The organism is Streptomyces sp. NPDC048718, assembly GCF_043198875.1.
GTDB lineage: Bacteria > Actinomycetota > Actinomycetes > Streptomycetales > Streptomycetaceae > Streptomyces.
This window is the reverse complement of record NZ_JBICVG010000014.1, coordinates 183,800-207,874: the sequence shown is the minus strand read 5'-3', so window position 1 is coordinate 207,874 and position 24,075 is coordinate 183,800. Positions and strand designations below refer to the sequence as shown.

Here is a 24,075-nt window from a genome sequence, read left to right as displayed (position 1 = left end):
TCCGGTGACGGCATGTTACCTCTATGCGATGCACCTCGAATCGAGGTGCATCGCATAGAGGTACAGCAGACAGGGGGATCATGAAAGCCGCGGAACACCGCCGGTCACTCACCCGGCTCGCCGGACCCGTCTACGTCGAACTCCTCGCCGGAGTCGTCGCCGGGATCATCAACGTGGTCTGGGTCGCCCGGCTCGGCGCGGACGCCGTCGCCGCGGTGGCCGTCGCCACGAACGTCGAGAACCTGCTCCTCGGCGTCGTCCTGGTGGCCGGCTCCGGTACGACGGTGCGGGTCGCCCGGGCCAGGGGCGCCGCGGACCCGGCGGCGGTCCGGTCCGCGGTGCGCGGCGGCTGGACGCTGTGGGCGCTGATCACCCCCGTGGTCGCCCTCGGCGGGTATCTGTGCCGCGAGCCACTGGCCCGGCTCGTGCTCGGCGGCGAGGCGGGAGGAGAGGCACCGGCGCTCGCCGTCGCGTACTTCTCGATCGCCCTGCCGGGCATCGCCGTGTTCTACGCCACCCATGTCGTCGACGCGATCCTCAAGGGGATGGGCGACACCCGCACCCCGATGAGGCTTTCCGCCCTCGCCAACGTACTGATCCTCGTCCTGGACCCCGTGCTCATCCTGGGGCTCGGCATGGGTGTCCGCGGGGCCGCCGTCGCCACCGTGCTCGGCCGGACCGCCGCCCTCGGCTGCGGCCTCGTGGCGCTGCGCCGTGCCAAGGCCCGCCGTGAGGCCATGGCCCCGGAGCCGCGGGGGCCGGGCGCGTCCCCAGGGCTGCGGCGGCTCGCCGCCGACGCCCGCCGCACCGCCGCGATCGGTCTGCCCATGGCGGCGGACTTCCTCACCCGCATGGCGGGAACGCTCGCGCTGGTCCGGGTCGTCGCCGGGATCGGTGTCGGCGAGGTGGCGGCCTACGGGATCGCGACCAAGGCGATGTACGTGGCGACCATGGCGTTCTACGCGGTGCGCCAGGCCGCCTCCATCCGTACGGCGCACCTGCTCGGCGCAGGCCGGGACGAGCGGCGGGCCGTGGGGCGCGAGGCCCTGCGACTGTCCGGCGGCCTCGGGCTCGCCGCCGCCCTGACGCTCCTCGCGGCCGGACCGTCGCTCATGCGCGGGTTCGGCGCCGAGGGCCCGGTCGCCGAGGCCGGCGCGCTGTATCTGCGCTGCGTCGGCCCCTACCTCGTCCTGCTCGCGTGCTTCATCGCGCTGGGCGGCGTGTTCGAGGGGAGCGGCCGGAGCCCGGCGCTGGCCCGGATCACCGCGTGCGGGACGGTGACGCAACTCGTGGGCGCGTACGTCCTGTCGGGCTGGGGACTGCCGGGCATCTGCGCGGCCATGGCGCTGGCGATGGCGGCCCAGTGTGCCGCCCTCGCCGGCTTGTACGGGCGTACGGCCCGGTCCGGGGAGGCGAGCGGTCCCGGGGCCCCGTCGAAGGAACCGGCCGCGACCCCCGGACCCGCGGTCGGCGACGAGCGCCGCATCCCCTGAGCGACGACGGTCGCGGAGGTCCTGCTCCCGGCCCCGATCCCGCGCCCGGTCCTACCCCTGAACCCGGCCCCGGCCGTGCCCGGCGGCATTGCCCGACGTCACCCCGTAGCGGTGGAACGGGCCGTCCGGAGACGGGAGTTCGGGTCGCCAGAAGCGCAGCACCTGGCCCGAGGGGACGAACAGCGCCTCCGGCAGCCGGTCGGGTGTGAACCACTCCCACCGCTCGATCTTGTCGGGTTCCGCGACCGCCGGGGTGCCCTGATGGGCGCGGATCACGGTCGCCGCCGACACACGGGTCAGCTCGGTGGAGGCGGCGGTGTCGAGGACGAAGCCGATGACCGTCACATCGGCGGGCTCGGCGACGAGCGTGGTCTCCTCGGCGAGTTCGCGCACCGCCGCCTCCTCGACGGACTCGCCCGGCTCGACCGCGCCGCCCGGCAGTTCCCAGACGCCGGAGCGGTGCAGACCGAGCAGGACCCGCCCGGCCTCGTCGAGGACCACGACGCCCGCCCCCAGGGAAGCCTGGGCGACGGGCGGCTTGGCGTTGCGGTGCGGAACGGTCGTGGGCATGAGCGGCATCTCCTGGTGCGGGACTGCGGTGGTACGTAGGCGCCTCCAGCCAACACCACGGCACTGACACACCACGCCCCGGGGCGCCCCGCCGAACCCGCCGAAGCCGCCGGACCGGGAGCGGACGGAGGAGCAAGGCAAGGCCCAGGGCCCACCCTCGCTCTCCGTCCGCCGCCCGCTCTCGCTTCGCCCCGGCCTGCCCCGGTCCGCCACGTAGTGGCCTCACCCTGGCGAGTACAGCCGAACGGCCGCCCCGGGCAACGGCGTTCCGGCCGGCTCAGACCACGACCACGTCGGCGACCGCCACCGCGTTGCATCCGTACCCGCGCGCGTTCCACGGCGCCCGCGTCGGCTGGACCGCGCCCTCCGCGTCCGTCGCCCGAGCGAGGATCCGGTACCGGCCGGGGGTGCGCGGAGTCCAGCGGAAGGACCAGTCCGTCCAGGCGTACGGGCCCGAGGGGCGGTCCAGTTCGGCGTCCTGCCACCCGGTCTCCGGCTCGTCGGGTTCGTCCTCGTGGACCGCCCGCACCTCGACCCGGCGCACGGCCACCCCGCCGCCCGACCACGCGTGCCCGCGTACCTCGGTCTCCTGCCCGCGCCGCAGATCCTCGTCCGGTTCGGGGGCGGTGATCAGGGACTTGACGAGCAGTTCGCCGACCGGCCCCTCAGGGCGGCCGGCGGAGTCGACGTACACGTACTCCTCGGTCTGGAAGACTCCCTCGAACGGATCGGTGACCGCTCGCGCCCCGGTCAGCCACTTCACGTCGGCCACCGCGAACCGGCCGGGCACCACCAGCCGGACCGGGGCGCCGTGGGCGGGCGTCAGCGGCGCGCCGTCCAGCCGGGTGACGAGCAGGGTGTCCGGATGCAGGGCGAGCGCGCGCGGCAGGCTGCGCGCGAACGTCGTTGGCCGGCCGTGCGCCATCCCGGAGTCGGCGCCGGTGAAGACGAATTCGACCGTCGCGGGATCCAACCCGGCTCGTTCGACGAGGGATTGAAAAGGGACTCCCGCGAACCGGGCGCAACCGACCGCCCGTTCCCCCCATGCCAGACCGGGCGCGGGTGGAGTCATCCGGGTGCGTCCGTTGCCCGCGCACTCCATCACCACGTCCACCTCTCGGTGCGGGAGCGCGGTCAGTTCGTCGTAGCCGATGCTGTACGGCGTGCCCACCGCGCCGTCGATCCGCAGCCGCCAGCGGTCCGCCGGAAGGTCCGGGACGTCGAAGTGGCTGCGTACGAAGAGGGCGTCGGCGGGCGTGAGACGCGGGACGAGCGCGGCCGCCGGCGTCTGGGCGTTGTAGGGGTCGGAAGTCACCGTCTCAGGGGACCAGGCGGTGGCGCCGGGGCCGGGGGGAGGTACGGAGAGATACATGGTGCGCCAGGCTACGCCGGGTACCGCGTGAGGCAAGGGAGCGCCATGGGGCGTACGGGACAGGCCCGGCCGTCGCCACCGCCCCGGCCCGCCGGATCCGGGGCATGGTCAAGCGCTCTACCCGGCGGTAACGTCCCTGCCCGGCGGCCGGCGATCCCAGACCGGCCGAGGGGTGCGGGGAGCGCGCGATGGACCAGCGGTTCGGCGACTACCAGAACGAGATCTACCTGAACGGGCTCTTCGGCACCCTGCCGAGACTGCCGATGACCTTCGCCGAGCTGGAACGGCGCGCCGAGGCCGCGCTGCCGCCGTCCGTCTGGTCGTACGTCGCCGGCGGCGCGGGCGACGAACACACCCAGCGCGCCAACACCGAGGCGTTCACGCGCTGGGGCCTGGTGCCCCGGATGATGGTGGGCGCCACCCACCGCGACCTCGGCGTCGACCTGTGCGGGATCGCCCTGCCCACCCCGCTGCTGATGGCGCCCGTCGGCGTCGTCGGACTGTGCGCCCAGGACGGGCACGGCGATCTCGCCACCGCGCGCGCCGCCGCCCGCACCGGCGTCCCGATGATCGCCTCCACTCTGAGTGTGGACCCGCTGGAGGACGTCGCCGCCGAGTCCGGCGCCACCCCGAGCCTCTTCCAGCTCTACACGCCGACCGACCGGGCCCTCGCCGAGAGCCTGGTGCACCGGGCGGAGACGGCCGGGTACCGGGGCATCGTCGTCACCCTCGACACCTGGGTGACCGGCTGGCGCCCCCGTGATCTCGCCACCGGCAACTTCCCCCAGCTGCGTGGCCACTGTCTGGCCAACTACACCTCCGACCCGGTGTTCCGGGCCCGCCTCGCCAAGAGCCCCGAAGAGGACCCGCAAGCCGCCGTCCTGGAGTGGACCGGCATCTTCGGCGCCCCACTGACCTGGGACGACCTTCCCTGGCTGCGCTCACTGACCGACCTGCCGATCCTGCTCAAGGGCATCTGCCACCCCGAGGACGTCCGGCGCGCCCGGGACGGCGGCGCCGACGGCGTCTACTGCTCCAACCACGGGGGCCGGCAGGCCAACGGGGGACTGGCCGCCCTCGACGCCCTGCCGGACGTGGTCGCCGCCGCCGACGGCCTGCCCGTGGTCTTCGACTCGGGCGTCCGCAGCGGCGCCGACGTGGTCAAGGCGCTCGCGCTCGGCGCCACCGCCGTCGCCGTCGGCCGCCCGTACGTCTACGGGCTCGCCCTCGACGGCACCGACGGTGTCGTCCACGTCCTGCGGTCCCTGCTCGCCGAGGCCGATCTGCTCATGGCCGTCGACGGCTATCCGTCCCTCGCGGACCTCCGGGCGGAGGGTGCCCTGCGCCGGCTGTGACGGCTGTGACGGGCTCGGGTGGGGAGGGCCGGGGCCTTGGGGCGGGCGCACCCGCCCCAAGGCCCCGGCCCTCCCGAACGCATCGGGCGGACCGGGGCCGTGGGGCGCTGTCCGGCGGATCTCGGCCGGGCCCCAGGGGCTGCTACGCGGGCCGGCTTTTACGGCGCCAGGAGCGCCGGGGACGGTCGGGTACCCAGCCGAAGATCAGGGTGCTGCCGATCAGACCGAAGAGCATGCCGATGAAGAAACCGCCCAGGTTCGACGTCACCCAGGTGGCCAGTGAGGCCAGGACGCCGATGATCGAATAGAACAGCCGCTGGCCGGGGTTGACCACGACGAGCAGTCCGCAGACGATCATCATGATCGGCAGTACGTACCCCGCCAGGCTGTCGGCGCCGGCGGCGAGGATCACCGAGACGCTCGCCCGCTGGGTGAGCAGGATCTCCGCGCCGCCGAACGCCAGGGCGAGGCCCGCCCCGAAGGGGCGCCGGTGGCGCCAGGTCCGAAACGCCCGCCAGGGGTGCCGGCGGTCGTCGGGAGGTGCGTCCGCCGCGGCCCGAGGGGCCTCGGGGACGTCCGCCGCGGCCTCGTCCGTGCCCGGTGCCATGGTCAGCAGCCCTCCGAGCTGAAGTTCATGTGGAGGTCGGGCAGGGTGAACCGGACCGCCGTGGTGGCGTAGTTGGTCTGGCGGAAGTCGTTCATCTCCACCGTGTCGGCCTGCTGGCCGAAGGAGCCGAGCGGGCCCTTGATCGGAGGCTTCTCGTACTCGCTGGCGTCACCGCCGATCTCGATGTTGTCGAAGCTCGCCGACTTGCCGGTGATGTCGGTCGAGTCGGTGGTCAGACCGGTCGCCTCGACCGGGCGGTCCTTCTTCCCGCCCGCCGTGATGTGCAGGTAGGTGCCCCCCAGCGCCACGCTCTGGCACAGATTGGTGATCTTCGCCTTGCGGATCGCGGTCACGATGGTCAGCACCTGGCCGCCGGTGTCGCCCGCGTTCGGGCTGTTGTCCGCCATGTTGTCGATGGCGCCCCACTGCCCGAAGCCGTCGCCCTTGAGCGAGTCGCCGGCTACGACGAACGGCATTCCGGAGATGGCGAACTGGGCGGCGAGAGCACCCTGGGCGGTGAGGACCACCAGCGTGCCGGCGGCGAGGAAGGCGGGTACCCCCATGAGGGCCGCGCGACGGTAGCGCACCCCGCCCCGTCTCTCCTGGCCGGCCGCGGCGGGCGGGCCGCCGGGCGAGTCGGGGGTGGTGGTGTCTTCGGACAGGGCCATGCGGTGCTCCTGACAGTGATGAGGAAACAGAGCGCGGCTTCGTCCTGGCGCGGACCGGTTCCCCCCACCCACCCTGGGTCTTCCTGGTAACGCGCGGAGGCAGCCGTGCCGCAAGGGAACCGATTCGGACCGTACGCGCGGTAACAAGTCACGTCAACTGCCCAGTAACCAAACGTTCTTGACGATCATTCGGAAACCGGGAAAGGTGCTGTGACCACATGGACGAGAACGTCCAGAAGCGGATCGGGACCGGCCGCCGACCTGCCCTCGGGCAGGGTGAACCGCCCGGCGTCGACCGCCCGTTGCACCGCCGCGTGCACGGCGCCGACGACCGTGTCCACCAGCTCGTCGCGCGCCATTCCGGGCGGGCCGGGCGGGGCATCCCTGAAGAAAGGGCGGAATCCGGCCAGAAGTTCCGCCCGCGCCCGCCGCCCCGAGGGCCCCAGGGACTCGATCTCGACCGCCATCGTCGCGAAGGCGGGCGTCTGGGCGAGCAGGGTCAGCAGCGCCCGCAGTCCGGCCCGGACGGCGGTCGGCCAGTCCGTCGCGCCGCCCGCCTCGTCGTAGGCCCGCTGCATGGCCCGCACCACGGTCCGGGTGCCGCCCCGGAAGGCGGCGAGCACCGCGTCCTCCTTGCCGGAGAACAGCTCGTAGAAGACGGGGCGGGTCACCCCGGCGGCCCGGCAGATGTCGCTGATCCGGGCGCCCGCGTAGCCGTTCGCGGCCACGGTGCGGGCCACACCGTCGAGCAGTCGCTCGCGCTGACGCGACGCCACCTGCTCGGGTGTGAGCCGGCGCGGTCCCGGCCGCAGCGAGCGCTCCGGCTCACGCCCCGTGCGGGCGCCTGGCAGGACGAGATCTCCCTCGGGGCAGCGAGCACTCGTCATCGGCCACATCCTTCTGCGGTTGTTGACGTCGGATACTCGGCGGGTTTACAACCCTCGTGGGTTTTCCTTTCGGTGCGCCGGGAGAACCGGTGGCGCCGCACCCCGCGGGACGGGATGCGCGCCGCCGGATCCCGTACACCGAGTATTACGCTCCACCCCGTATCGCGACACCGCCGCCGGAAGGCCCGTGGCGCCGGATCCCCGGCGGCGGCCGTCGTCGCCGTGCCGCGTCCGCGTCGCCAAGTCGGCGGCTACACGGGCCCGTTCGGACGGATTTCGGAACCAGGGCTATCGCGGAGGACGCGCCACCTGCATCATGTTCCACCCGCACCATGTTCCACGCGGACCCCGTTCCACGCGGACCTCGTTCCGCCAGGTGCGACCGACCAGTTCCGCGGAGCGGCACACATGCGACCGCGAGCCATGGGCGCACGGCGTGACACCGCTCCGTCCCGCTTCGAGTGTGTCCCGTTCCGGGTGTGTCCCGGACCGTAGGCGCGGCCGTGCGTGTGCCGTACGCCTTCGGGGCGATCCCGTACGGCGTGCTCGTCCGTTTCCACCCGTACCGCCGTACCGCCGCACCACCCGTACCGCCGTCCCAACCGCACGGCTGTGTCGCCGTACCGCAGCGCCGTACCTCCGTACCGCCGTTCTGCCGTACCGCCCGGGTGCACCGCCCGCGTCCCCACGCGGGCCACGGCCACCCACACCGACCGCCGAACCATCCCACCCTCCGCCCTGTGCGAAAGGACCCCCCCCATGAACAAGCGTCTGCTCTCCGTCGCCTTCGGAGCCGCCTTCGCCGCCGCGCTCGCGGTGACCACCTCCGCCTCCGCCACGACCGCCGCCGGCGCTGTCCTGACCGTCGGCAGCCCGACCGGCCCGGCCGTCGCCGCGAACGACAGCCTCAGCGCGACACTGGCCTCCGGTGGCACCGCGAGGATCGCCACCACCGCCGGCGGCAGCACCGGAATCACCTGTAACACCTCGGCCTTCGCGGCCACCGCCGACTCCAACCCGGCCGCCCCCGGCACCGCCACCGAGACGGTGACCTCCCACACGCTGGCCAACTGCACGACCAACATCATCGGCGCGACCGGTGTGCAGAGCATCACGGTGAACAACCTGCCGTACAAGGCGTCCGTGGTCTCCGGAGGCCCGCTCACCGTCACGGCGGGTGCCGCCGGACCCATCCAGACCACCCTCAAGATCAACACGATCCTGGGTGTGACGACCTGCGTCTACCAGGCCGGCAACCTCACCGCGACCCCGTCCAACGCCGACAACTCGCTCACCTTCAAGGACCAGCTCTTCAGCAAGACCAGCGGCCCGGCCACCTGCCCCGGCAGCGGCTACTTCTCCGCGAAGTACGGCCCGGTGCTGGACGGCTCCCAGGGCAACGGCGCGGTGTTCGTCAACTGACCTTCCCCGCCCGAGAGACGACCCCGGCGCCGTACGGCCCGGGGTCGTCCCCGCGCGCCCCGGGCGTCTCCCGTCCGCCGTGCGTCCCGGTCCGTCATCCCCCGTACACCTCCGCCGTGTTGGGGCGCGGTGCGGGACGATGCCGGGCGGCCGGGCCCTCGGCGAAGGCGCGCAGGAGGTTCTCCGTAGTCCGGGTGACGAAGACCCGGGTACGGGCGTCCATGCCGTGATCGCGGCCCCCGTCCGGAGTCCCGGCCATCAGGGCCTCCACCCACCGCATGGTGCCCGTCGCGAAGACCCCCGCCCCGCTCTTCGCGGTGTAGTACGCCGAGTCGCTGTGGCTGCGGCTCTTCTTGCACACCAGAGGGGAGTGGGCCGTGATCTCCAGCGGCCCGGGGACGGCCGGGCCCGGGGTGACCCGGTCGTACTCCACCCCGACCAGATGGGCGAAGCCGTCGCCGCGGCGCACCCTCGTCCCCTCGTACACCCAGTGGTCCGCCGCGTGGACGACGTAGGGCGCGTCCGTCGGATATCCCTCGTAGAGCACACCGGTCAGCGAGGACTCGGGGTCGGGCGCCGGGGACGCGCGGAAGTCCGTCGTCACCAGGGAGGGCCGGGAGGCGTACAGCGGGTCGGACCGGCAGGAGGACTTGTAACAGACCACCGTCCGCTCGGGCCGCGCTCCGTCCGGTTCCAGACGGACCCGGCGGAAGCAGGTGTTGGCGCCCAGGAAGGCCAGATTGGTGCCGGCGTCCCGGGCCCGGGTGACGTGCTCACGCTGCTGCGGGGTCCAGTACTCGTCGTGCCCGAGGCAGACGACGGCGGCCGCCCCGACCAGCACCTCGGGGGAACGGTGTACGTCGACCCCGGTGGTGTACGCGAGGGGAATGCCGAGCCGCTCGGCGAGAACCACCGCCGCCCGCTCGTACGCCAGGAACTTCTCCGCCCCGTCCAGGTCGTAGGGGCGGTCGAAGCTCACGGCGAGGGACCGGGTGTCGTAGTTGCCGAAGGGCCCCTGATAGAGGCTGTAGCCGCCCCACCGGTTGTACGCCTGCCAGGTCGCGGGCGCGTGCATCAGTACCGTGCGGCCCGCGCCCCGCGCGGAGCGCACGATCAGCGGGACATGGCGCTGGTGCCCGTCCTGCGAGTCGAGCCGCAGCAGATACGCGCCCTCCGGCCAGCCCGTCGTGTCGAGCCCGAGGGTGCGCCGCCAGCCGGCGTGGACCGTACGGGTGGCGGGCACGAGACGCGGCTGCGCCTGAACCCGGCCCGGAACGCGTCCGGACCGCCACACCAGCCGGGCCTCGTCGCCGCCGTACCAGCCGATGCGGAAGGCCGAGACCCGGAAGGACGGCGCGGTCGTCGAGACGTACAGTCCGCACTCTTCGCCCGGGAGCACACTCACCCGGTCGGTGTACCCGAGGACGGCCGGCGCCGGACCCCGCGACCGGATACGCCAGTCGTGTGTTCCCTGGCGGTCCCGCTCCGTCTCGGCCCGGGGCGAGGCCTCCGCCGCGCGGTCGCGGGCGGTGTGGGCGGACGGGGCAGGGGCGCAGGCGCCGACCGTCGCCGAGGCGAGCCCGACGCCCGCCCTGAGGAGGGTTCGGCGGCCCGGCGCGGCCCCGCCGGACGGCTGGTGCCGCTGGTGCCGCGGGGTCTCCTGCCCGTCGGGGCCCACGTCGCCTCCCGTGTGTCCGGTCCCTCCCTCCGGTGCCCTGCGTCCGGTGCCCGGCTTCACGGGGCACCGCCCCCGTGAGCAGCGTGGCACGGCGCGGAGGACTCGGCCGGGCGGGAGAGCGTGTGGGAGGAGGCGAGGGAGGAGGCGAGGGAGGACGTACGGCAGACCGGGTGAGCGGATACTCCGGAGGCTTCGCGCGGGGCCGGGCGGCCCGGTGGCCGTACTTTGTCCTCTGTTCCTGTCGCTTCTCCGTGGGCAGGTTCGGTCGGCCGTGGGGGCAAGCGGATGCGATGCCCGGATGGGTGTCTTCGTGAAGCTCTTGACGGCGCTCGGGGGCACGCCGGTGGACCCGGCCCCTCCTTGCCTCTCTCCGCCGTTCACGGGGAGACCGGCGGCCAGGGGTAGCCCAGTCGCTCGGCATCGTGCGAACCTCCCCAGACCTCGGCGGCGGCACGGGGATCACCGGCGGTCAGCCGCGCTTCGAAGCGCTCGGCTTGGACCGATGGGGCGTCAGGCGAGATGTGGAGGGTCATCCCGAACTGGAGCCAGGGCAGAGCGGGATCGGCCCGGTCGCGGGGATGCGTCAGGACCACGTGGACGCGATCGGGCTCCCTGTGGGAGGCCCAGACCCCTTCCAACTCGCAGTCCCACCTGACGAGCCAGTCCTCGCGCCTCCTCAGCCCCCCCTCCAGCAGCCGCGCGACCGCTCCCGCCGGCCACTCCCACCCGCGGTCCTCTCCGGCGCGCAGGACCTCGGCCTCGTACCGGTCCGTGGCGAACCTGAGCTCCGGCAGTTCGAGGTTCTCATGGGCCGGGTCTCGCCAGCCCGCCCAGACGACATGACCACCGTGACGCGTGATCGTCGTGTACAGCGCGCCACAACACTCCTCCACGCCGCACCCGGACCGGGCGAGACGCACCTCGTGGGGCGTCCGCCCGGAGTGCAACGGCCCGTCCTGGCCCAGCAGATACCGGGGACTCACTCCCTGGTACCAGGAGTCTCCCAGGCCGGTGGGTGCCACCTCGGCCAGAAGATCCCGGCCGTTGACGATCGGGCGGACCCTCGCATCGCCCTTGTCGGGTGGCGGGCACACGATGTTCAGAGTGAGAAGGTCGGGTCCCATGGTCATCGGCCCATGGTCGCGAGCCGGCTCGCGGTTGTCACTCGGTTAGGTGTGGCCACGGCGTGGGCGCCACTTCGGTCGCCTCGCCACCCCGACCCTTCGCGAGGGCCGCCCCGCCCGGCCCGGTGTCGGCCGTGACGATTCCGGGACATTCCCGGTCAGTGCGAGTGGGAACGGATCGTACCGACCATGGTCCAGTGCGGCATACGCACGGGGCCATCGCGCAAGGCAAGGAGTGCCCATGCATCCCGACCGCAAGTCCGTCGTCATCCTCGCCGCCGTCCTGCTGGCCGCCACGGCCCCCGCGGTCGCGCAGGCCTCCCCGGCGACGGGGCGGGGTGCCGCCCCCTCCGCGTGCCGGCCGGCCAACCACACCGCGAAGATCGCCGAGGCACCCGCCAGCGCGGGCCACCACCACTACCGGGTCACCCTGACCGCGCCGCGCGGATACGACCCCTGCCGGCTGGCCGGTTCGCCGGCCGACGCCCGGTTCCTGCGCCAGGGCAAGCCGTCCGGGATCACCGCCGGCCGTTACGGCGAGCAGGGCACCGCGGTGACCTTCGGCCCCGGCCACCCGGTGCACTTCGACGTCCAAGTCCCCAACGACGCCCGCCAGGTGCCGGTGGACGAGATGTCCTTCACGCTTCAGGCGCCGGGCGGGCAGATCCCCGGTTCGTCCTTCGCCGAGGGCAGGATGAACATCGCGGCCGGAACCCTCATCGGCCCGGTGGAGCAAGGATCCTGAGGACCGAAGGCGGGGTCGGCCCCGGCGGTCGTGGCGCCGCCGGGGCCCGCGGGTCCGGCAGGATCCGAAAGACAGGACTTGGAGATTCCGCGGGTAGGGGCGCGCCCTCGCGAGCGCTGCGATACCGCCGCCCGGACCAGCGGAACCCGCCCACGCCTCCGAGTTTGCGTTGGAGCACACTCCAACTCCTAGGTTCGGCGCATGCGATACATCAAACTCGGAACGACCGGACTGGGAGTCTCCGCCATCGCCCTCGGTTGCATGAGCTTCGGCGAGCGGGACCGGGGCGGCGAGCCCTGGTCGCTGGGCGCGGACGCCAGCCGGGACATCATCAAGCAAGCCCTCGAAAGTGGCGTCAACTTCCTCGACACGGCCAATGGGTACAGCGCCGGGAGCAGCGAGGAGATCGTCGGCCAGGCGGTCAAGGACTTCACCCGGCGCGAGGAGGTCGTTCTCTCCACCAAGGTCTGGATGCGGATGCGCCCCGGCCCGAATGGCGCTGGGCTGTCCCGCAAGGCGATCTTCGCCGAGCTCGACGCCTCCCTGAAGCGACTGGGGACCGACTACATCGACCTGTACCAGATCCACCGCTGGGACTACGACACCCCGATCGAGGAAACCCTCGAGGCGCTGCACGACGCGGTCAAGTCCGGGAAGGTCCGCTACATCGGAGCCTCATCCATGTACGCCTGGCAGTTCGCCAAGGCCCTGTACCTGGCTGACCTGAACGGCTGGACCCGGTTCGTGTCGATGCAGGACCACTACAACCTCATCCACCGAGAAGCAGAGCGGGAGATGCTCCCGCTCTGCGCCGACCAGGGCATCGGCGTGATTCCGTGGAGCCCGCTGGCGCGGGGCAGGCTGACGCGGGTCCGGGACACCGCCACGGCGCGTGCCAGGACCGATGAGGGCGGCAAGATCCTCTACCGCGACGGGGACCAGGCAGTGGCCGAGCGCGTTCACGAGATCGCGGGCAAGCGGGGTCTGTCCCCGGCCCAGGTCGCCCTGGCCTGGGTCATGCGCAACCCGGCGGTGACCTCGCCCATCGTCGGGGTCACCAAGCCGGCCCAGCTTGCCGACGCACTCGCCGCGGTGAACGTCGAACTCGACGAAGACGAGGCTGCCTACTTGGAGGAGCCCTACCAGCCGCACGAGGTCGCCTACCTGGAGGAGTCTTTCTACAAGTCGCGCCCTGTGGCGGGCTCCCGGTAGCCCGGGCTACCGCCGGGCCTTCGACGAGTCCTTGGCCTCGGCCTTCACAGTCCTGTGGTGGGCCTGGCGGTATGTGCGGGTGGTCGCGCGCGACTGCATGATCTGCGTGTTGCCCTGCTGCTGCCCGCCACCTCGGCCAGCGGTAAGGCCACGCGCAGCGGGACGCACGGCCGGCCCGCCGACCATGACGCCTTGTCCTCTACCCGCGGAAGCGCTTAACCGCGTGCCGACTGTCAGTGGTCGATGCGAGACTCGGCCCCATGAAGCTCGATGATCCCAAAGACGACCTGCACCGCTACCTCAAGAGCGCCCGCGAAGCGGTCGTCTGGAAGCTGGACGGACTGTCCGAGTACGACATCCGCCGCCCGATGACACCGACCGGGACCAACCTTCTCGGCCTCGTCAAGCACCTCGCCTGCGTCGAGTTCGGGTACTTCGGCCCGACCTTCGGCCGCCCGCACGGCGAATCCCTTCCCTGGGACGAGGACATGGACGCGGACGCGGACGTCGAGCCCAACGTGGACATGTGGGCCACGGCCGACGAGTCGCGTGAGGAGATCCTCGGCCTCTACCACCGCGCCTGGGCGCACACGGACGCGACGATCGAAGCGCTGCCGCTCGACACGGTGGGGCACGTTCCGTGGTGGGGCGACAAGGGCGCCGCGACGCTCCAGCGGCTCATGCTGCACGTGACGGCCGAGACGCACCGCCATGCCGGCCACGCCGACATCGTCCGCGAACTGATCGACGGCAAAGCCGGGATGCGGGAGGACGCGGACAACATGTACGGCGGCGACGAGGCGTGGTTCCGGGAGTACCGAGGCCGGCTGGAGGAGGCCGCCAAGGAGGCCCAGGCCAAGCGGGGTTGAGGGGGCGGCCCCTGGGGAACCGGGGGCCGTCGCTCAGCGGTAGTCCTCCGGATGGCCCTGCATCCAGGTGTTGATCCGGTCGCGGGTGTCGAAGAGTTCCTTCTGGTGGGTGCGCAGGTTCTCGGTGGAGGTGTCCTGGCCCAGGGTCTCGTTCAACTTCCCGATCAGTTCCAGGGGTTCGGCGAAGTGTGAGGATCCCTGCGGGTCCTTGCGCATGGCGCGGTCGAGGTTGCCGAGTTCCAGATGGACGCGGTCGAGGTTGTCGCCGCAGTCCGCGCAGGGCGCCACCAGGGTGGTCTGAAGGCCGGCGAAGGCGTCGCGGACCCGGGGGCCGGTGAACTCCTGGGTCGCGTCGGCGGCCGTCTCCGCTGCCGCCGTCTCCTTCCCGGCCGTCTCCTTCCCGGCCGTCTTCTCCGCGGCCGGCGCGGATCGCGCCGTGTCGGGACCGGAGGCTGCCGAGCAGGACACCGTGAGGCAGGCGAGGGCGGCGACGGCGGCAGCGGCGGCGATGTGCCGGAGCCGCGGGTACGTGGATGCTGTGGACAAGGTCCCCCCTTGATCGACAAGTCCGCCGACCCTACAGGGACGTGCGCCTCCTCGCCCGCCCGGCCCGGCTCTCGCCGCGGACCCGTTGACGGCCCCGCTACGGTCCCGGCACGGCCTCCGGCCGGGCGGCGGGAGCCGACTCTTGAGGTCCGTGAGGCCCGTGAGGCCCGTGGAGCCCGTGGAGGCGGTGGAGTTGGGTGTCCGCGCGCAGCACGCTTTCCTGGTAGCCGTGGGCGAGCCCCAGCCGGCGGGCGCGCGCGAGCACGGCTCCGGCCTCCTCCGTCCGGCCCAGGTCGAGCAGGGCCGTGCCCGCCGTCGCCGTCAGCATGCTGTGGCGGACCCCCACCAGACCGTTGACCGTGTCGCCGTCGAGGGCGAGTCCGCGTTGGGCGCAGTCGAGCGCGGCGGCCGGGTCGCCCGCCGCCAGAAGCTGCCGGGATCGGTGCTCCAGAGCCAGCAGCTCGGTCATCACGTCCCCGCTGCCGTGGACGAGTTCGGCGGCCCGGGCCGTGAGTGCCAGGGACTCCTCCGTCACCTCGTGCCGGTCGAGCGCCACCGCCAGGTTCACCAGGGCCGTCGCCTCGCTGGACTTCTCGCCGGCGCGGGCCGCGAGGGCGGGGGCGAGCCGTAGATGCGTCAGGGCCTCGTCGAGCCGGTTCTCCTGGGTGAGGACCCAGCCGAGCAGCGCGCGGGCGCGGGACTCGGCGTCCGCGTCGCCCGCCCGGGCCGCCGAGTCGACGGCGTCGTCGAGCAGTGGCGCCCAGCCGTCGTGGCTGTTCCACAGGATGTACGGCCACTGGAGTACGCCGAGCCGCCAGGCCCGGTCGTGCAGTCCGGCGGCCCGGGCGGCGGCGACGGCCGCGGCGAGGTTGTCGCGTTCGGCCGCGTACCAGAGCAGCGCCGCGTCCCGTCCCGCGAACCGCACCGTACTGCCGGTCAGCCGGGCGTCGGCGGGCGGTGCGCAGCAGTCGTGGTCGTCGGGCTCCGCGATCCGCGCGGCGGCCATGGCGGTGAGAGTGTAGTGGTCGAGCAGCCGGACCAGCCCTTCCCCGTCGGGGGAGAGGCTGCGCGCGTAAAGCCGCACCAGATCGTGCAGGGTGTGCCGGCCCGGCGCGTACTCGGTGAGCAGATGCGCGTCGCACAGCCGGTCCAGGGCCTCGGCAGCGGCCGCAGGGGTGTGGCCGAGCAGCGCGGCGGCGGCGTGCCGGTCCAGATCCGGTCCCGGCACGGAGCCCAGCCGCCGGAACAACAGGGCGGCCGAGTCCGGAAGTTGCTGCACGGTGACCCGCAACGCGGCAGCCACCCCTTGCCCGTCGGCGCCCGCCGATCCGTCGTCCACCGAGAGCAGTGCCAACCGCCGCTGTTCGTCGGCGAGTTCGGTGGCGAGATCGGCGAGCCGCCAGTGCGGGCGGGCGGCGAGCTGGGCGGCGGTGACACGCAGCGCGAGCGGCAGCCCGTCACAGAGTTCGGCGAGCCTGCGGGCGGCGGCCGGTTCGGCTCCGATGCGTTCGCCGCCGACCGCGGCGGCCAGCAGCGCGGCCGACTCGTCGAGTCCGAGCACCCCGAGCGGCACCGGCCGGGCCAGCTCGGTGACCACCAGGCCGCCGAGCCGCAGCCGGGAGGTCACCACGGCGGCGCTGTCCGGACCCGCGGGCAGCAGCGGCCGGGCCCGGTCGGCGCCCCGCACGTTGTCGAGGACGACGAGCAGCGCCCGGTCCTCGGTCAGCGAGCGGTAGAGCGCGGCCGCGGCCGTCGGCGACTCCGGCACCTCGCGGGGCGGCACCCCGAGTGCGGGCAGGAACTCGCGCAGCACCTCGGCGGCGTCCACGCCGTCGCCGTCGCCAGGTCCGAAGCCGCGCAGATCGGCGTAGAGCACCCCGTCCGGGTAGCGGTCGGCCCGCCGGTGCGCCCAGTGCAGGGCGAGCGCGGTCTTGCCGACGCCGGCGGGGCCGGTGACCAGCGCCACCCGGGCCTCGTCCACGGCCGCGTCGAGTGCGGCCAGTTCACGTTCGCGGCCGAGGAAACCGCGCGGGGTGCGGGGCAGCAGATCGGGCGCCGGCAGCGGCGGGGGAGTGGCCGCCGCCGGGCGCACCGGCGACGTCGGCTGCCTGTGCGAGGGCTCACCCGCCGTATGCCCCGCCGCGCGTCCGGCCGCGTGACCGTCCGCGGGGACGTCCGGGGCCGGGCCGTCCGCTCCCGGGGCCGGCGCGGGAGCCGGGACGCGAGCGGAGGGGCCCGGCGCCGTCGCGCCCGGACCGCCGCCGTCGGACGCGTCCGCCCCCGCCGCCTTGGCGGTCCCCGTGACACCGGCGGTCCCCGCGGTCGCCGAAGCCGCGTCAGCCACTCCCGCCGCCGGGGGCCACGGGGTGCCGGCGGGCGCCTCGGGACCCGGCCAGGACACGGTCTGCGCGGCCGACGGCAGCCCGCGGAGCACCGCCTCGTACGCCGCCCGCAGCGCGGGCCCGGGATCGACGCCCAGGTCGTCCGCGAGCTGGGTGCGCGTGCGGTGGTAGCAATCAAGGGCGTCCGACTGGTGCCCGGCGCGGTACAGCGACAGCATCAGCGCGGCGAGCAGCGACTCCCGCAGCGGGTTCGCCGCCGCCTCGGCGCGCAGCAGCGCCGCCGCCTTCACATGCTCGCCGAGCCGCCCGTACGCGGCCGCCAGCTGTTCCACGGTGACAAGACGCGTCTCCTCCAGCGCCTGCGCCGCCACCAGCAGCGGTTCGCTCGCCACCGTGCCCGTCAGGGCGGGCCCCCGCCACAGCGCGAGCGCCTCGCGCAGCATCAGGACCGCGTCCCCCGGGTGCTTCTGGTGCCCGGCGAGCTGGACGAGTTCGTCGAAGCGATGGGTGTCCAGGAGCTGGTCGGGCATGCGCAGCTCGTACGCCTGGGTATGGGTGGCCAGCTCGATGCCGTAGTCGTCCGCGCCGCCCTGCTCGAACAGCGCGCGCAGCCGGGACACATGGCCCTGGACGACGGTACGGGCCCGGGCCGGCGGTTCCTCCTCCCACACCGCGTCGATCAGCCGGTCGACGGGAACGGCGGAATTCGCGCGCAAGAGCAGTGCGGCGAGCACACTGCGCCGCTTGGCGGGGCCGAGCGGCAGCTCGCCCGCTTCGGCCGCGATGGACACCGTCCCGAGCAGGCGGAACTCCACCCGGCCCTCCCTTTTTCTGTGATCCCGTGGGGCTTCCAGTATCCCCGCGCCCCCGTGCGGCGACGTGGCCGGACCCCTCAGGATGTCCGGATATGACCGGATCGAGCCGGGTTCGGGTCGGAACCTTTGCCGGACCGTTGCCGGATTCCTCCCGTACGCCCGGCGGTGCCGTTCCTGCGTCAAGCCAGGGCCCGATCGTCGCCGGATCGTGTGGCTTGGGGCCGGATGACCATGGAATCGGGGGCGGGACACGGCAAGATCGGTGCAGCCGGGTCGCAGGTACGAGGGCCGTGGGGGCTCTTGGACCCGGCGCGCCACGAGCGTCGTGCGCCGACATCGCCGCTCTCCGCCGCCCCCGGAACGAGGCTCCGCTCCGGGGGCGGCCCTGGTGTCGGGGCCGCCCTCCCTCTCGTCAAGTATGTAAACAAGGCACGTGTTCTGATGCGTTGTCAGACGTGGCGCAAAACCTGTCTGGACGCTACTACCGGCCGGTTCTACTCTCAGGTCACTTCGCGTGCGCCCCCACCCCACGCGCTCCCGCGAACGCCGCACCGCGCCCGGGAACGTCCCCGCACCCGCACCGTGCACCGTGCACCGCGCACGTCCGAACGCACCGCGCATGTCCCGCACCGCGTACGGCGCATCACGCGCCAAGTACCCCGCACCTCCTCGTATCCCCACCCTCCGAACCCGAGGAGATCCCCATGTCCAAGCTGCTCGTCGCCGCGACCGGTCTGGCCGCCGCCACCGCCCTCACCTTCGGCGGCACCGGCATACAGGCCGCGTCCACCACCGTGCTCCCGGCCGGCCACTCCTTCGCCGCCAAACTCACCGGCAACGCCACCTTCACGGCCGGCTCGACCACCATGACCTGTACGGTCTCCGCGTCCACCGGCGCCGCCAACAAGGTGCCCGCCGCGCCCGCCAACCACAACGACGCCGGCGCGGTCTCCCTCCCCATCAACCCGCCCACCTTCAGCGGCTGCAGCACCAGCATCTTCGGTGTCAGCGTCACCGTCACCACCAACTCCACCAACGGCGCCTGGGCGCTCACCACCCAGAACGGCTCGCCGGCCACCGCCGGATTCACCATTCCCAAGGGCGGCGTCGTCCTCAAGACCAGCGGGCTCGCGTCCTGCACCATCACCGGCTCGCCCGGCGGCACCACCGCCGTGAACGGCGGCTGGACCAACGGCGCCCCGTCCACCCTCGCCATCTCGGGCGCGGCCGTGCCCGCCACGGTCACCGGCGGCCTGCTCTGCCCGACGGGCAGCCAGTCGGCGAACTTCAGCGCCACGTACCAGATCACCGACACCACCGACGCGACCCAGCAGATCACCGTGACCGGCTGACCCGTCCGATCGCGGGACCGCCCCCCCCCACCGGACCCTCCCGCTCCTCTTGCCCGACCCGCCCCGTACCGCGCTCCCGTCCGGCATCCTGGTGGCTCTGACGGAGGTGCCGGGCGGGGCGTGCCGGGCACGGCGGGGGCGGGCAGCGGAGGGGAACCGTGGCCATGAGCGAGCACGACGAGCAGGGGACGGGCGCCGGCGGCGCGGGTACACCGGCCGGCCCGGAGGGCCCGGACGGTCCGGAGCACCGGAACGGTCCGGACCTCCCGGACCCCGCCGCCGGCCCCGACGGCCCCGAGAACCCGGACACGGATACGTCCCCCACCGCGTCCGACGGGCCGAAACGCCGGCGGAGACGGCGCCCGAGGGGCCGGACGGTCCTGCTGGTCGCGCTCGGCCTGCTCGTCGGCGCCCTCCTGCTCACCGCGGGCACCGGCTACTGGGCGTACCGCCACTACACCGGCCGGGTCCAGCGCATCCCGCGCACCTTCCCGACCGGTGTGCCGGTCCCGGCCGCCTCCAAGGGCGGTCAGAACTTCCTGCTCATGGGGCTCGACTCGCGCTCCGAGGTCCCGACGACCGGCAGCGACGCCAAGGGCAGGCTGTGGACGTACGGCGACCAGCGCAGCGACGCGATGATGCTGGTGCACATACCGGACGACCACTCCGCCGCGTACGTGGTCTCCCTGCCGCGCGACTCGTGGGTGGACATCCCCGGCAAGGGCCGCGCCAAGCTCAACGCGGCCTTCTCCTGGGGCGGACCGCCCCTGCTCATCGACACCGTGCAGCGCCTCACCGACGTCCGCGTCGACCACTTCGCCGTCATCGACTGGAACGGCTTCCGCAAACTCACCGACGCCGTCGGCGGCGTCGACATCCTCATGACCACCGGCGAGCGCCGGCACATGAACGGTGCCGAGGCCCTCGCCTATGTCGGCGAACGCAAGAGCCTGCCGAACGGCGACTTCGACCGCACCCACCGCCAGCAGAACTATCTGCGCACCGTCCTGGAGAAGGTGATGTCCGCCGACTCCCTCAAGGACCCCCTCCAGCTGAAGAAGACCCTCGACATCTTCACCGAGACCGTCTCCGTCGACGAGCGCTTCGGCGACGGCGACATGCGCGAGCTGATCTGGAACATGCGCGACGTCCGCGCCCGGGACATGACGTTCATGAACGCCCCGGTGAAGGGCACCGGCACCGAGCGGGGCCAGTCGGTGGTCCGCCTCGACCGGGCGCGCTGCGACGCGCTGTGGCGGGCGTTCAAGGACGACGAGGTCGCGGCGTACGTACAGACCCACCCGCTCGACCTGCTCCGCCCGGCCCCTCACTGACGCCCCCCCGGCGCCCTGCCGGTCTCTCCCGGCACCCGGACGGTCCGCCGCGTCCGGACGGCCGCCGCCGTCCGCGCGGGTGCGCCGCGCCCCGGCCCGGGGTCGAATGGGGGGAGGGCGGCGGCACGCCGGGGCCGGGTGCCGGACACGGCCCCGGGGGCGAGGACGGAACGGAGCGGAGCGGAACGTGAGCGGACTCATCGCCGTCACCGGAGCCACCGGGCGGATCGGCCGCCGGGTCGTGCGCCATCTCGCCGAGCGGGGCGCGCCGGTCCGCGCCCTGGGCCGCGACCCGGAGAAACTGGCGGCCTCGCCCGCCGACGACACCCGGACGGCGGCCTACGCCGACGCCGCCGCGACGCGGGCCGCCCTCGACGGCGTACACACCCTCTTCCTGGTCTCCGCCCACGAGGCGCCGGACCGGGTACGGGACCACGCCACGGCGGTCGACGCCGCCCTCGCCGCGGGGGTCCAGCGGATCGTCTACCTCTCCTATCTGAACGCCGCACCCCACGCGACCTTCACCTACGCCCGCGACCACTGGCACACCGAGCAGCACATCCGCGCCACGGGCGTCCCCTTCACCTTTCTGCGGGACAGCGCCTACCAGTCCGCTCTCGCCGCGATGACCTCGCCCGACGGGGTACTGCGCGGCCCCGCCGGGGACGGCCGGGTGGGTGCCGTCACCCACGACGACGTGGCCGCCGCCGCGACGGCGGTCCTCCTCGGCGACGGCCACGACGGCGCCACCTACGACCTGACCGGCCCCGAGGCGCTCTCCTTCGCCGAGATCGCCGCCGCGCTCGGCGCGGCCGCCGGGCGCGAGGTCGTCTACCGGGCGGAGAGCCGTGACGAGGCCTATGCCTCCCGGGCCGCCGACCAGGCCCCGGACTGGGAAGTGGACGGCTGGGTCACCTCGTACGAGGCGGTCGCGGCGGGCGAGATGGACGACGTGTCCGACGACGTCCGGGACCTGACCGGGCGTCCGCCCCAGTCCTTCGCCGGCTTCCTCGCCGAGCACCCCCACGCGTACCGGCATCTGCTGCCCCCTGGGTAGGTGGGTGGGCGCCCGCGTCGCTCAGAGCCACCCCGCGCGCTGCGCCTGGAGCGCCATCTGGAACCGGTTCGCCGCGCCGAGCCGGGCCATCAGGACCTGGAGACGGCGGAACAGGGTGCGCCGGCTGACCCCCAGCTCGCGCGCGATCACCTCGTCGCTCGCGCCGCCCGCGAGCAGCCGCAGCAGCGTTCGGTCGGCGGGCCCGGGCCCGCTCGGGCCGCCCGTCGTCGCCGGGCGACCGCCGTACAGTGGCAGCGCGCGGTGCCACGACTGGTCGAAGAGGGCCACGAGCGCCGAGAACAGCCCGCACGGCTGCACCACCAGCATCGTGTGCACCGCGTCCGCCTCCCGGATCGACAACGACACCAGGGCGCAGTCGTCATCGATGATCAGGAGCTTCACCGGCACCGACGGCAGCACCCGCGCCTCCTCGCCGGCCGCGACGCACGGCTCGATGGAGTCCTTGAGATGCCCCGGGTGCTCCAGGGACTCCCGCGCGTACACGACCTGCTGCCGCACCCCGCGTGCCAGGGTGGCCAGCGCGTCCTCGGCGGCGCCGGTCATCCGCGCGTACGGGGGCGACTCCAGCTGCCGGATCCGCGTTCGCGCGCTCGCCCACGCCAGCCGCATCCGGGGACCGATCGCCTCGCCCGTGACCACCTCCACCAGGTGCTCGTCGTGTCCGGGGAGACGGCTCCTGCGGTACGACTCGAACGCGCCGCCCACCGCGACGCGCGACTCCTCCAGCTCCGCCGCCCGGTGCCGGGCCAGCACCTCCAGACCCGCCGCAGGCGGCACCGGAGCCACCTGATCGGCATCCCCGTCCGCCGGGCGGGCCAGTCCGGCATCCACCAACTCGCCGTAGGCAAGCGCGAGTTCGAGGCCCGTCAGATCTCCGAGAGCGGTCTCGGCGCCGATGGCGGCCAGCGGGGCCGGTGCCCGATCGAGCAGGGCGAGGTAGACGCGGACCGCGTGGTCCCCCATCCCCAGGAGGGCGAGGGCCCGGCCGAGCTTCTCACGTGTCATGCGCGCATTATCGCCACCGCCGTCACTCGCCTCGTGGCCGATCGGTGCCAGCGGCACTTTTGTGCCCCGCCGGCCCGCCGCGAGGGCTACCGTCGGTTTGCCGCCGCCCGTCCGGGGCGGCGCGGCCCACACCCACGTCGTTGAAGGGGCACAACGTGTCGAAGGCCCGCAAGAACAGTCTGTACACCGAGATATCCGGCGAGCTGTCCGCGCTGATGCGCACCGGCTGGGCGGACACCGAACGGCACGACCTCACCCTCGACCCGCAGGCGGAGTACGCGGCCCGCCGCCGGGACGCGCTCTCCGCCCGTTTCCCCGGCGAGCGTCTGGTGATCCCCTCGGGCAACTTCAAGACCCGTTCCAACGACACCCCTTACCCCTTCCGGCCCCACTCGGCCTACGTCCACATGACCGGCGACCTGGCCCGGGACGGCGCGCTCGTCCTCGAACCACGCCCGGACGGCGGCCACGACGCGTACTGCTACCAACTCCCGCGCGACGCACGGGACTCCGACGAGTTCTGGATCGGCTACACCGCCGAACTGTGGATGGGCCGCCGGCGCTCCCTCGCCGAGTCCGAGCGTGTCCTCGGCCTGCCCTGCCGCGATGTCCGCGCCGCGGCGAAGGACCTGGCCGCCGTCACCGGCGTACCCACCCGGGTCGTGCGCGGCGTCGACCCGGCCCTGGAGGCCGCCCTCACCACCGACGAGGAGCGCGACGACGAGCTGGAGGAGGCGCTCGACGACCTCCGGCTCGTCAAGGACGCCTGGGAGATCGGCGAGATGCGCCGGGCCGTCGACTCCACCGTCCGCGGTTTCACCGATGTCGTCGGCGAACTCTCCCGCGCGGTCGAGACCTCCGAGCGCTGGATCGAGGGCACCTTCTTCCGCCGCGCCCGGCTGGAGGGCAACGACGTCGGCTACGGCTCCGTCTGCGCCGCCGGCAAGCACGCCACGATCATGCACTGGACCGACAACGACGGCCCGGTCCGCCCCGGCGAACTGCTGCTGCTCGACGCCGGCGTGGAGACCCGCACCCTCTACACCGCCGACGTCACCCGCACCCTCCCCGTCAGCGGCACCTTCACCCCCGTGCAGCGCAAGGTGTACGACGCGGTGTACGCGGCGCAGGAGGCCGGCATGGCGGCCGTGAAGCCGGGCGCCGCGTACCGCGACTTCCACGAGGCGGCCCAGCGCCATCTGGCCGCCACGCTCGTCGAGTGGGGATTCATCGAGGGCCCCGCCGACCGGGCGTACGAACTGGCTCTCCAGCGCCGCTTCACCATGGCCGGCACCGGCCACATGCTCGGCCTCGACGTCCACGACTGCGCGCGGGCGCGCCACGAGGAGTACGTGGCCGGAGTCCTGGTCCCGGGCATGGTGCTCACCGTCGAACCCGGTCTGTACTTCCAGCCCGACGACCTCACCGTCCCCGAGGAGTGGCGCGGCATCGGGGTCCGGATCGAAGACGACCTGCTCGTCACCGAGAGCGGCCACGAGAACCTGTCGGCCGCGCTGCCCCGGAGTGCCGACGAGGTCGAGGTGTGGATGGCCCGTCACATGGGCTGAGCCGGGGGCATTCCGCCGGATCCCGCCGGGCCT

The 24,075-nt window shown here is 73.4% G+C and carries 20 protein-coding genes; 10 read left to right on the top strand and 10 right to left on the bottom strand.

Translation table 11 applies throughout. The annotated features are described in order from the left end of the window. Positions 1 to 80 precede the first annotated feature (80 nt). A complete protein-coding gene (locus ACGFRB_RS25465) occupies positions 81 to 1,493 on the top strand; it encodes an MATE family efflux transporter (protein WP_393246252.1) in 1,413 nt (470 codons plus the stop codon). Positions 1,494 to 1,544: 51 nt separating this feature from the next. On the opposite strand, the gene ACGFRB_RS25460 is transcribed toward ACGFRB_RS25465, so the two are convergent. Both ACGFRB_RS25460 and ACGFRB_RS25455 read right to left on the bottom strand, forming a co-directional pair. Next, positions 1,545 to 2,063: an NUDIX hydrolase gene (locus ACGFRB_RS25460; protein ID WP_393246250.1), complete on the bottom strand. Its 519-nt coding sequence runs from the start codon at positions 2,061 to 2,063 to the stop codon at positions 1,545 to 1,547. A gap of 277 nt (positions 2,064 to 2,340) precedes the next feature. After that, positions 2,341 to 3,378 carry a sulfite oxidase gene (locus tag ACGFRB_RS25455; RefSeq protein WP_393246248.1) on the bottom strand — a complete coding sequence of 346 codons (1,038 nt, stop codon included), beginning with the start codon at positions 3,376 to 3,378 and terminating at the stop codon, positions 2,341 to 2,343. A 245-nt stretch (positions 3,379 to 3,623) separates the two neighbouring features. Here ACGFRB_RS25455 and ACGFRB_RS25450 point away from each other — a divergent pair, with 245 nt between their 5' ends. Next, positions 3,624 to 4,790 (top strand): alpha-hydroxy-acid oxidizing protein, encoded by a 1,167-nt coding sequence (locus ACGFRB_RS25450; RefSeq protein ID WP_393246246.1) that lies wholly within the window; start codon positions 3,624 to 3,626, stop codon positions 4,788 to 4,790. 142 nt (positions 4,791 to 4,932) lie between these two features. Here ACGFRB_RS25450 and ACGFRB_RS25445 read toward each other — a convergent pair whose 3' ends face one another. The 3 genes from ACGFRB_RS25445 to ACGFRB_RS25435 all read right to left on the bottom strand — a co-directional run bounded on the left by ACGFRB_RS25445 (position 4,933) and on the right by ACGFRB_RS25435 (position 6,952). Beyond that, complete coding sequence (locus ACGFRB_RS25445) at positions 4,933 to 5,397, bottom strand: DUF6114 domain-containing protein (protein ID WP_363007202.1); 465 nt, start codon at positions 5,395 to 5,397, stop codon at positions 4,933 to 4,935. Between the two features lie 2 nt (positions 5,398 to 5,399). Next, complete coding sequence (locus ACGFRB_RS25440; protein ID WP_363007200.1) at positions 5,400 to 6,065, bottom strand: DUF6230 family protein; 666 nt, start codon at positions 6,063 to 6,065, stop codon at positions 5,400 to 5,402. Between the two features lie 185 nt (positions 6,066 to 6,250). Next, the gene (locus tag ACGFRB_RS25435) at positions 6,251 to 6,952 is read right to left on the bottom strand and encodes a TetR/AcrR family transcriptional regulator (protein WP_393246244.1); all 702 of its coding nucleotides are present in this window, start codon (positions 6,950 to 6,952) and stop codon (positions 6,251 to 6,253) included. Between the two features lie 759 nt (positions 6,953 to 7,711). Between ACGFRB_RS25435 and ACGFRB_RS25430 the strand changes: the two genes are divergently transcribed. Further along, a complete protein-coding gene (locus ACGFRB_RS25430) occupies positions 7,712 to 8,374 on the top strand; it encodes a Tat pathway signal sequence domain protein (RefSeq protein WP_363007196.1) in 663 nt (220 codons plus the stop codon). A gap of 94 nt (positions 8,375 to 8,468) precedes the next feature. Here ACGFRB_RS25430 and ACGFRB_RS25425 read toward each other — a convergent pair whose 3' ends face one another. Both ACGFRB_RS25425 and ACGFRB_RS25420 read right to left on the bottom strand, forming a co-directional pair. After that, a complete protein-coding gene (locus ACGFRB_RS25425) occupies positions 8,469 to 9,779 on the bottom strand; it encodes a N,N-dimethylformamidase beta subunit family domain-containing protein (RefSeq protein ID WP_393246242.1) in 1,311 nt (436 codons plus the stop codon). 650 nt (positions 9,780 to 10,429) lie between these two features. Beyond that, a complete protein-coding gene (locus tag ACGFRB_RS25420) occupies positions 10,430 to 11,182 on the bottom strand; it encodes a hypothetical protein (RefSeq protein WP_393246240.1) in 753 nt (250 codons plus the stop codon). Positions 11,183 to 11,417: 235 nt separating this feature from the next. Between ACGFRB_RS25420 and ACGFRB_RS25415 the strand changes: the two genes are divergently transcribed. The 3 genes from ACGFRB_RS25415 (at position 11,418) to ACGFRB_RS25405 (ending at position 14,002) form a co-directional block, all read left to right on the top strand. Next, positions 11,418 to 11,921, top strand: a complete 504-nt coding sequence (locus ACGFRB_RS25415; RefSeq protein WP_363007192.1) for a DUF4232 domain-containing protein — start codon at positions 11,418 to 11,420, stop codon at positions 11,919 to 11,921. 201 nt (positions 11,922 to 12,122) lie between these two features. Beyond that, a complete protein-coding gene (locus tag ACGFRB_RS25410) occupies positions 12,123 to 13,133 on the top strand; it encodes an aldo/keto reductase (protein WP_393246238.1) in 1,011 nt (336 codons plus the stop codon). A gap of 260 nt (positions 13,134 to 13,393) precedes the next feature. Continuing rightward, entirely contained in the window at positions 13,394 to 14,002 is a 609-nt protein-coding gene (locus ACGFRB_RS25405) for a DinB family protein (RefSeq protein ID WP_393246236.1), read from the top strand. A gap of 33 nt (positions 14,003 to 14,035) precedes the next feature. On the opposite strand, the gene ACGFRB_RS25400 is transcribed toward ACGFRB_RS25405, so the two are convergent. Together ACGFRB_RS25400 and ACGFRB_RS25395 are read right to left on the bottom strand one after the other, a co-directional pair. After that, a complete protein-coding gene (locus ACGFRB_RS25400) occupies positions 14,036 to 14,548 on the bottom strand; it encodes a hypothetical protein (protein ID WP_393246234.1) in 513 nt (170 codons plus the stop codon). Positions 14,549 to 14,645: 97 nt separating this feature from the next. Continuing rightward, the gene (locus tag ACGFRB_RS25395) at positions 14,646 to 17,705 is read right to left on the bottom strand and encodes a BTAD domain-containing putative transcriptional regulator (protein WP_393246232.1); all 3,060 of its coding nucleotides are present in this window, start codon (positions 17,703 to 17,705) and stop codon (positions 14,646 to 14,648) included. 704 nt (positions 17,706 to 18,409) lie between these two features. On the opposite strand from ACGFRB_RS25395, the gene ACGFRB_RS25390 reads away from it, so the two are divergent. The 3 genes from ACGFRB_RS25390 (at position 18,410) to ACGFRB_RS25380 (ending at position 21,448) form a co-directional block, all read left to right on the top strand. Further along, positions 18,410 to 19,057 (top strand): hypothetical protein, encoded by a 648-nt coding sequence (locus ACGFRB_RS25390; protein ID WP_393246230.1) that lies wholly within the window; start codon positions 18,410 to 18,412, stop codon positions 19,055 to 19,057. Positions 19,058 to 19,221: 164 nt separating this feature from the next. After that, positions 19,222 to 20,391, top strand: a complete 1,170-nt coding sequence (locus ACGFRB_RS25385; RefSeq protein WP_393246228.1) for an LCP family protein — start codon at positions 19,222 to 19,224, stop codon at positions 20,389 to 20,391. 187 nt (positions 20,392 to 20,578) lie between these two features. Beyond that, a complete protein-coding gene (locus ACGFRB_RS25380) occupies positions 20,579 to 21,448 on the top strand; it encodes an NmrA family NAD(P)-binding protein (RefSeq protein WP_393246226.1) in 870 nt (289 codons plus the stop codon). Positions 21,449 to 21,469: 21 nt separating this feature from the next. On the opposite strand, the gene ACGFRB_RS25375 is transcribed toward ACGFRB_RS25380, so the two are convergent. After that, entirely contained in the window at positions 21,470 to 22,474 is a 1,005-nt protein-coding gene (locus ACGFRB_RS25375; protein ID WP_393246224.1) for a LuxR family transcriptional regulator, read from the bottom strand. A gap of 155 nt (positions 22,475 to 22,629) precedes the next feature. Here ACGFRB_RS25375 and ACGFRB_RS25370 point away from each other — a divergent pair, with 155 nt between their 5' ends. Next, the gene (locus ACGFRB_RS25370; RefSeq protein WP_393246222.1) at positions 22,630 to 24,042 is read left to right on the top strand and encodes an aminopeptidase P family protein; all 1,413 of its coding nucleotides are present in this window, start codon (positions 22,630 to 22,632) and stop codon (positions 24,040 to 24,042) included. Positions 24,043 to 24,075 lie beyond the last annotated feature (33 nt).

What these genes read in the sequence shown, in the direction of transcription:
- ACGFRB_RS25445 (WP_363007202.1), bottom strand. Translation starts at nt 5,397, where the DNA reads ATGGCACCGGGCACGGACGAGGCCGCGGCGGACGTCCCCGAGGCCCCT.
- ACGFRB_RS25385 (WP_393246228.1), top strand. Translation starts at nt 19,222, where the DNA reads ATGAGCGAGCACGACGAGCAGGGGACGGGCGCCGGCGGCGCGGGTACA.
- ACGFRB_RS25430 (WP_363007196.1), top strand. Translation starts at nt 7,712, where the DNA reads ATGAACAAGCGTCTGCTCTCCGTCGCCTTCGGAGCCGCCTTCGCCGCC.
- ACGFRB_RS25420 (WP_393246240.1), bottom strand. Translation starts at nt 11,182, where the DNA reads ATGACCATGGGACCCGACCTTCTCACTCTGAACATCGTGTGCCCGCCA.
- ACGFRB_RS25405 (WP_393246236.1), top strand. Translation starts at nt 13,394, where the DNA reads ATGAAGCTCGATGATCCCAAAGACGACCTGCACCGCTACCTCAAGAGC.
- ACGFRB_RS25375 (WP_393246224.1), bottom strand. Translation starts at nt 22,474, where the DNA reads ATGACACGTGAGAAGCTCGGCCGGGCCCTCGCCCTCCTGGGGATGGGG.
- ACGFRB_RS25460 (WP_393246250.1), bottom strand. Translation starts at nt 2,063, where the DNA reads ATGCCCACGACCGTTCCGCACCGCAACGCCAAGCCGCCCGTCGCCCAG.
- ACGFRB_RS25435 (WP_393246244.1), bottom strand. Translation starts at nt 6,952, where the DNA reads ATGACGAGTGCTCGCTGCCCCGAGGGAGATCTCGTCCTGCCAGGCGCC.
- ACGFRB_RS25465 (WP_393246252.1), top strand. Translation starts at nt 81, where the DNA reads ATGAAAGCCGCGGAACACCGCCGGTCACTCACCCGGCTCGCCGGACCC.
- ACGFRB_RS25440 (WP_363007200.1), bottom strand. Translation starts at nt 6,065, where the DNA reads ATGGCCCTGTCCGAAGACACCACCACCCCCGACTCGCCCGGCGGCCCG.
- ACGFRB_RS25450 (WP_393246246.1), top strand. Translation starts at nt 3,624, where the DNA reads ATGGACCAGCGGTTCGGCGACTACCAGAACGAGATCTACCTGAACGGG.
- ACGFRB_RS25390 (WP_393246230.1), top strand. Translation starts at nt 18,410, where the DNA reads ATGTCCAAGCTGCTCGTCGCCGCGACCGGTCTGGCCGCCGCCACCGCC.
- ACGFRB_RS25410 (WP_393246238.1), top strand. Translation starts at nt 12,123, where the DNA reads ATGCGATACATCAAACTCGGAACGACCGGACTGGGAGTCTCCGCCATC.
- ACGFRB_RS25415 (WP_363007192.1), top strand. Translation starts at nt 11,418, where the DNA reads ATGCATCCCGACCGCAAGTCCGTCGTCATCCTCGCCGCCGTCCTGCTG.